Source organism: Mesorhizobium sp. CO1-1-11 (assembly GCF_020164995.1).
GTDB lineage: Bacteria > Pseudomonadota > Alphaproteobacteria > Rhizobiales > Rhizobiaceae > Mesorhizobium > Mesorhizobium australicum.
This window is the reverse complement of record NZ_JAIUHE010000050.1, coordinates 1-6,357: the sequence shown is the minus strand read 5'-3', so window position 1 is coordinate 6,357 and position 6,357 is coordinate 1. Positions and strand designations below refer to the sequence as shown.

The following is a 6,357-nucleotide window of genomic DNA, read 5'->3' as shown; positions in this document are numbered from 1 at the left end:
AAGCTCGACGGAGTGGGGGTCGACCTCTCACCGAAGCATGCTTCCGCCTCACCGCCGCGAATTGCTCGGCGCCCCATAAACCGGCGTCTCGATCCCTTCCATCCGTGCCTTGATCTGCAGCGCGACATATTTCGAATAGAAGCGCGACAGCGCGAGATTGCCGCCGTGGAACCACAGTGCTTCCTGCGCCGTCGGCTTCCACATATTGCGCAATTCGCCTTGCCAGGGGCCGGGGTCGCCCTTGACGCCGGAGCCGAGGCCCCAGCAGGGGCCGACCTTGTCGGCTACCTCGCGCGAGACGAGCGCCGCCACATTCTCGTTCATCGACTGATAGCCGGTGCAGGCGACGATGGCGTCGGCCTCGAGCTCGCTGCCGTCCTCGAACAGGATGCCTTTCGCCGTCAGCGATTTTATCGCGACGCCGCTGCGGATGCCGACCTTGCCGTCGATGATCAGGTCCGAGGCGCCGACGTCGATGTAATAGCCGGAGCCGGTGCGATAGGCCTTCATCAAAAGGCCGGTTTCGTCGTCGCCGAAATCGAGCGCGAAGCCGGAGGCGGCGAGACGCTCGTAGAAATCGGCGTCGCGCGCGCGAATGACGTCGTAGAGCGCGCGCTGGCCCTTGGGCACCAGCGCGAACGGCGTCGAGGCGACGATCATGTCGGCCTTCTCGGTGGTGATGCCGCGTGCCAGCGCGTCCTCGGAGAATATCTCGAAGCCGACCTGCATCAGCGTGTCCGACTTGACCACCGTGGTCGGCGAGCGCTGGATCATGGTGACGTCGGCGCCGCTCTCCCAGAGATCGACGCAGACGTCGTGGCCGGAACTGGCCGCGCCGATGACGGCGACCTTCTTGCCGCGGAATTTCTCGCCGCTGGCATACTGGCTGGAGTGCAGCAGCTCGCCCTTGAACTGGTCGGAACCCGGCAGATCGATCTTGCGCGGCGGACCGTAGGCGCCGGTGGCGAAGACGATGTGCTTCGGCTTCAGCGTGATGCGCTGCCCGACGCGGTCGACCACCACGGTCCATTCTTTCTCCGCCTCGTCGTAGCTGGCGCTGAGGCACCTGGTGGCGACCCAGTAATTCAGCTCCATGACGCGCGTGTACATTTCCAGCCAGTCGCCCATCTTGTCCTTGGGCGTGAAGACGGGCCAGTTGTCGGGGAACGGTATGTAGGGCAGATGGTCGTACCAGACCGGATCGTGCAGCACGAGCGTGCGGTAGCGGTTGCGCCAGGAATCGCCCGGCCGTGCGTTCTTCTCGATGACGATGGTTGGCACGCCGAGCTGACGCAGCCGTGCGCCGAGCATGATGCCGCCCTGGCCGCCGCCGATGACCAGGCAATAGGGTTGCTCCGTTACGCCGAGCTCGCGCGCCTCACGCGCCCGCGCTTCCGACCAGGTCTCGCGTTCCGGGTCCGCCTTGTGGCGCACGCCCAGCGGCCGCGCCGCGCCCTTGCGCTCCTCGTATCCCTTCAAGTCGGTCATCGCAGTGAACAGGGTACGGCAGCGGCCGTCGCGCAGCCGCATGATGCCTTGGCCCGTGGCCGCCGCTGTCTCGAAGGTGAACCAGGCCTCGATCGTGCCTTCATCCGAGGTCGCCTCGCCGGTGAGCTGCCACGCGGCAGGCTTCGTCGTCGCCAGCATCGACTTCAGCATGTCGGCGATGGCCTCGCGGCCTTCCATCGTCGTGACGTTCCAGGTGAAGGCCAGCAGGTCGCGCCAATAGCAATCGTCGACGAACAGGTTGCTTGCGGCTGACACGTCGCCGGATTCAAGCGCCTGCGAAAACGAGCCAAGCCATGCGGCCGCCTGTTTGGATGGTGACATTTCGAGCATTTCTTCCCTCTTGCATACGTCCGATCCGTGTATTGGGACGGTAACCGTCGAAGTCGGCGCTGCCCCTCATCCGCCTGCCGGCACCTTCTCCTCGTATAGTGGGGCTCCTCGCATAATGACGGGCTCCTCGTATAGTGACGGGGAGAAGGGACTAGTCTCCCAGCGGCTCCATTTCCTTGCCCGTGCGGTGGATCTGGGCGTTGTATTTGATGCGGCGCACGGTCTCGCGGGCCGGGCCGTCGAGCTTGTAGGCCGACGCCACCGCCAGGAGGTCGATCATCGCCAGGAAGGCGAAGCGCGAGGCCGTCGGCTTCAGCGTGTCGGGATATTCGGGCACGGCAACCGTCAGCCTGACGTCGCAGGCGCGGGCGAGCTCGGTATCGGGCGCCGTCACGGCGATCGCGTTGGCACGGTAGTGCTTGGCGAGTTCGACGGCCTCGATCACCTCGCGCGTGCGCCCGGTCGCCGAGATGGCGACCACCAGGTCGCCGGGCTTCAGCGTCGAGGCGGTCATGCGCATCAAATAGGGGTCGCACTGGGCGCTGATCGAGATGCCATAGCGAAACAGCCGGTACTGAGTTTCCTGCGCCAGCGCCGAAGAGCTGCCGCCGAGCCCGAACACGGTGACCTGGCGGGCCCGGGCGATCAGCTCGGCGGCCTTTTCCAACTCACCCGGATCGAGCTGCCGCTCGGCTTCCTGCAGCGCCCGGCGCGCTTCGCCGAACACCGCGTTCCAGAACGGCATGGCGGCGTCGCCCTCCCTGGCCGGCGACGTGTCCAGGTAGAGTGCGCCGACGACGAGGCTCTGCGCCAGCTTCAGCTTGAAGTCGCGCACGCCCTCGCAGCCGATGGCGCGGCAGAACCGGGTCACCGTCGGTTCGCTGACGCCGGCGCGCTGGGCCAGCGCCGCGTTGGAGGCGTCGACGGCATATTTGACATTCTCGAGCACGACATCGGCGACGCGGCGTTCGGCCGGGCGCAATTCGCCGTAGGAATCCTTGACCAGCGAGATGATGTCGGGAATGCGCCGGACGGGTTCGCCCCCGGTTCCCTCTTCGTCCGCGATCGGATGGCTGGCAGCTTCGGTCATGAAGGCGGTGTTCCCTAGCCCGTTTTCGACCTGACCTCTTATCATGTTTGCACGCTGTCGTTCCATGCGCAGGACGGCGCTGCAACCGATGCGTGCCGCGAGGGCATTCGCGTGTGCGCCTGCCAAATCATGTAGGAAAGCAACACAGATTTCAAGGTAAAGAATAGCACGCCAAAACAGATAGTTATGTCCGGTAGGCAATTCTCGTCCTACGCTTGCCGTCGTCGACGCTTGACAGCAAAGTAGGATAGTTACACACTGATTTTTGACAGTCTGATGACCTTTGGATCATCACGCAATCTCCGAGGGGCGGATGAACGCGGGCGAGATAACAACGCCGAAGCTTGGCGTGCAGGCAGCGACCAAGATCTATCACACGGCGTCCGGCGACCTCTTGGCGCTGGACCGCTGCAGCCTCGACGTCAGAGCCAATGAAATCGTCTCGATCGTCGGCCCGTCCGGTTGCGGCAAGACCACGCTTTTGTGGTCGATGTCGGGGCTGCACGGCCTGACAAGCGGCGCGATCAAGCTCGACGGCAAAGAGATTTCCGGGCCGCATCCCGATATCGGCATCGTCTTCCAGGAAGCCAACCTCCTGCCCTGGCGCAATCTCGACGCCAACATCCGCTTCCCCTTCGAGATCAAGGGCGAAAAACCGGACCGCGCCTGGATCGCGCATCTGCTTAACCGCGTCGGCCTCGACGGTTTCGGCGGCAAATTCCCGCGCGAGCTTTCGGGCGGCATGCAGCAGCGCGCGGCGATCGTGCGGGCGCTGGCGCTGAAACCCTCGGTGCTTTTGATGGACGAGCCGTTCGGCGCGCTCGACAGTTTTACCCGCGAGGAGATGAACCGGCTGGTCGAGGAGATCTGGCTCGACACCAAGACCACCATCGTCTTCATCACCCACTCGATCGAGGAAGCGATTTTCCTCTCCGACCGCGTCGTGGTGCTGAGCGCGCGGCCGGGCCGCGTCGCCAAGGAATACCGCGTGCCGTTCCCGCGGCCGCGCTCGCTGGAGATCATGGCGACGAAGGAGGTGTTCGACCTCACCAACCGGATCAAGATGGACATTGTCGGAGAGCGCACCAGACCGAAGGCGCCGGAGCGCCCGAGCGCCGAGATCGTGAGGATCAGGCCGTGAGCGACGCCATTCCCGAATTTTCGAAGTCGAAGTCAGGCGATGGGCAAGACGTCAGCCTGACCAACCTCTCGGCCTTCGCCAGCGGCCCCGGCATCAAGTCGGGCAAGGAGGTAGCGGCCATCCTCGCCGTCGCCGTCATCATCATCGGCGGCATCGAACTGGCGCTGCGGCTGTTCCATGTGCCGCTCTATATCATGCCGCCGCCGAGCTCGATCGCCTATGCGCTGTTCGACGAGTTTCCGCTGATCGTGCCGCATCTCGGCTATACGCTGGTCGAGCTGGTGTCCGGCTTTGCCATCGGCGCCGCCGTCGGTCTGGTGCTGGCCGCCGTCATCACCCAGTTCCCGTTCGCGGAAAAGATCGTCGCGCCGTATATATTGCTGCTGGTCACCACGCCGATGCTGGCGCTGGTGCCGCTGCTCATCTTGCGCTTTGGTTTCGGCTACACGCCCCGTATCATTGCGGTGGCCCTGGCCGCCGGGCCGATGGTGATGATCAATGCCGCCACCGGCTTTCGTCGCGTCGACAGCGCCAAGATCGCGCTGGCGCGGTCCTATGGCGCTAGCACCTTGCAGATCTTCTGGAAGATCCGCGCGCCGATGGCGCTGCCGATGATCCTGGTCGGGCTGATGATCGGCGCCATCTTCGGCCTGCTCACCGCCGTCGGCGCCGAGATGGTCGGCGGTGGCTTCGGCCTCGGCAACCGGCTCACCACCTACTCGTCGATGATCCAGATGCCGCAATTCTTCGCCGTGGTGCTGATCCTGTCGATGCTCGGCATCCTGATCTACGTGCTGTTCTTCCTCATCGGCAAGAAATGGGCGAGCTGGGAGGCTTGACGCAGAAGCAATGACCACGCCCGGGAGGCGGGCGGCAAGGCAGACTGACATCAAACAAAAAAGGGGAATGCCATGACCAAAGACAATTTCATCCAGCAGGCGGGAATGAGCCGCCGCACCTTCCTGCAGGTGACCGGCGCCGGGCTGGTGACGGCGACCGCGCTCGGCGCCACCGGCCTCAGGGCGAGGGCCGAGGCCTATGGAAAATTCACCTGGATCTCGCCGCGCGGCACGCTCGAAGTGCTCGACGACTATCCCTACTGGGCGGCCAAGAAGGCCGGCTATTTCGACGGGCTGGACACCGACATGCAGCCGGGACCGTCCGACGGCACGGCGACGGTGAAGTTCGTCGATGTCGGCCAGGCCGATATGGGCTTTCCATCGCCCGGCGTGTTCTCCTTCGCCATCCAGAACGGGATGAAGCTGAAGTCGGTGTTCCACATGGGCGCGCGCGACACGTTCAGCATCGCCTTCCGCAAGGGCGAGGGCTCGAACGACCTGAAGAAGCTCGAAGGCAAGACCATCCTGCTTGGTTCCGCAGCCTGGCAGTCGATCACCGATCCGCTGCTTGCGGCGCAAGGCGTCGACATCAAGAAGGTCAAGTATGTCGAGGCCGGCTGGCCGACCTGGGGCACCGCGCTTGCCGGCGGCCAGGGCGATGCGGCGCTGTCATGGGAAGGGCTGCGCGCCGAATGGATCGCCAAGGGTCTCGATTTCGAATACTGGCTCGGCGTGAAGAACTCGAAACTGCCGGCCAATACCTTCGTCGTGCGCGCCGCCGATCTCGAGGATCCCGACAAGAAGGCGTTCCTGGAAAGATACCTGCGCGGCTGGGCGATGGGCCTTGAGTTCGGCTATCAAAATCCGCGCGCGGCGGTCGAAGCGGTGTTCGAGCAGTTCCCGACCCTGGCCAAGAACCTCGGACCGGAGCTCGGCACCACCTCGATCCTGCAGCAGATCAACGTCTTCCGCGGCGACATGGACAAGCGCGGCGGCTGGGGTTCGCACGACATGGCGAGCTGGCAGGGCTTCTTCGACGAGATCCACAAGATCGGCCAGATCACCAACCCGGTTAAGGCCGAGGATGTCTGCAGCAACGACCTGATCCCGGCCGCCAACGACTTCGACAAGGCCAAGGTCAAGGCCGACGCCGACGGGGTCAAATTGTCGGAGGGCTTTGCCGCGCTCGATGTCGAGAAGATCAAGGCGCACCTGTTCGATTCGGCGGTGAAGTAGAGGCGCGCAAGCGAAGGCCATGACGACGCCACTCCTCATTGCCCTGCCTTGGCTCCTTTCCTCTCCCTCCGGAGGGGGGAGAGGTGGCGCCGCGAAGCGGCGACGGAGTGGGGGAAGGCGGTCGCTAAACGCGCAGTCGCTGCGGGACAGGCACAATCTGGCGAAGTAACCTCAGGCGGGCGGCGAAGGTCGACCCCCACTCCGTCGAGCTT

At 64.4% G+C, this 6,357-nt stretch carries 5 protein-coding genes; 3 read left to right on the top strand and 2 right to left on the bottom strand.

The genetic code is table 11. The annotated features are described in order from the left end of the window. Nucleotides 1-48 precede the first annotated feature (48 nt). Both LB554_RS29295 and LB554_RS29290 read right to left on the bottom strand, forming a co-directional pair. Nucleotides 49-1,839: an NAD(P)/FAD-dependent oxidoreductase gene (locus tag LB554_RS29295; RefSeq protein WP_224588295.1), complete on the bottom strand. Its 1,791-nt coding sequence runs from the start codon at nt 1,837-1,839 to the stop codon at nt 49-51. Nucleotides 1,840-1,990: 151 nt separating this feature from the next. After that, nucleotides 1,991-2,929, bottom strand: a complete 939-nt coding sequence (locus LB554_RS29290) for a MurR/RpiR family transcriptional regulator (RefSeq protein WP_224588294.1) — start codon at nt 2,927-2,929, stop codon at nt 1,991-1,993. Nucleotides 2,930-3,242: 313 nt separating this feature from the next. Between LB554_RS29290 and LB554_RS29285 the strand changes: the two genes are divergently transcribed. The 3 genes from LB554_RS29285 (at nt 3,243) to LB554_RS29275 (ending at nt 6,145) form a co-directional block, all read left to right on the top strand. Beyond that, the gene (locus LB554_RS29285; protein WP_140618202.1) at nt 3,243-4,070 is read left to right on the top strand and encodes an ABC transporter ATP-binding protein; all 828 of its coding nucleotides are present in this window, start codon (nt 3,243-3,245) and stop codon (nt 4,068-4,070) included. Further along, the gene (locus tag LB554_RS29280) at nt 4,067-4,909 is read left to right on the top strand and encodes an ABC transporter permease (RefSeq protein ID WP_224588293.1); all 843 of its coding nucleotides are present in this window, start codon (nt 4,067-4,069) and stop codon (nt 4,907-4,909) included. The genes LB554_RS29285 and LB554_RS29280 overlap by 4 nt, the downstream gene beginning before the upstream one ends. Before the next feature lie 72 nt (nt 4,910-4,981). Beyond that, nucleotides 4,982-6,145 (top strand): ABC transporter substrate-binding protein, encoded by a 1,164-nt coding sequence (locus tag LB554_RS29275; RefSeq protein WP_224588292.1) that lies wholly within the window; start codon nt 4,982-4,984, stop codon nt 6,143-6,145. Nucleotides 6,146-6,357 lie beyond the last annotated feature (212 nt).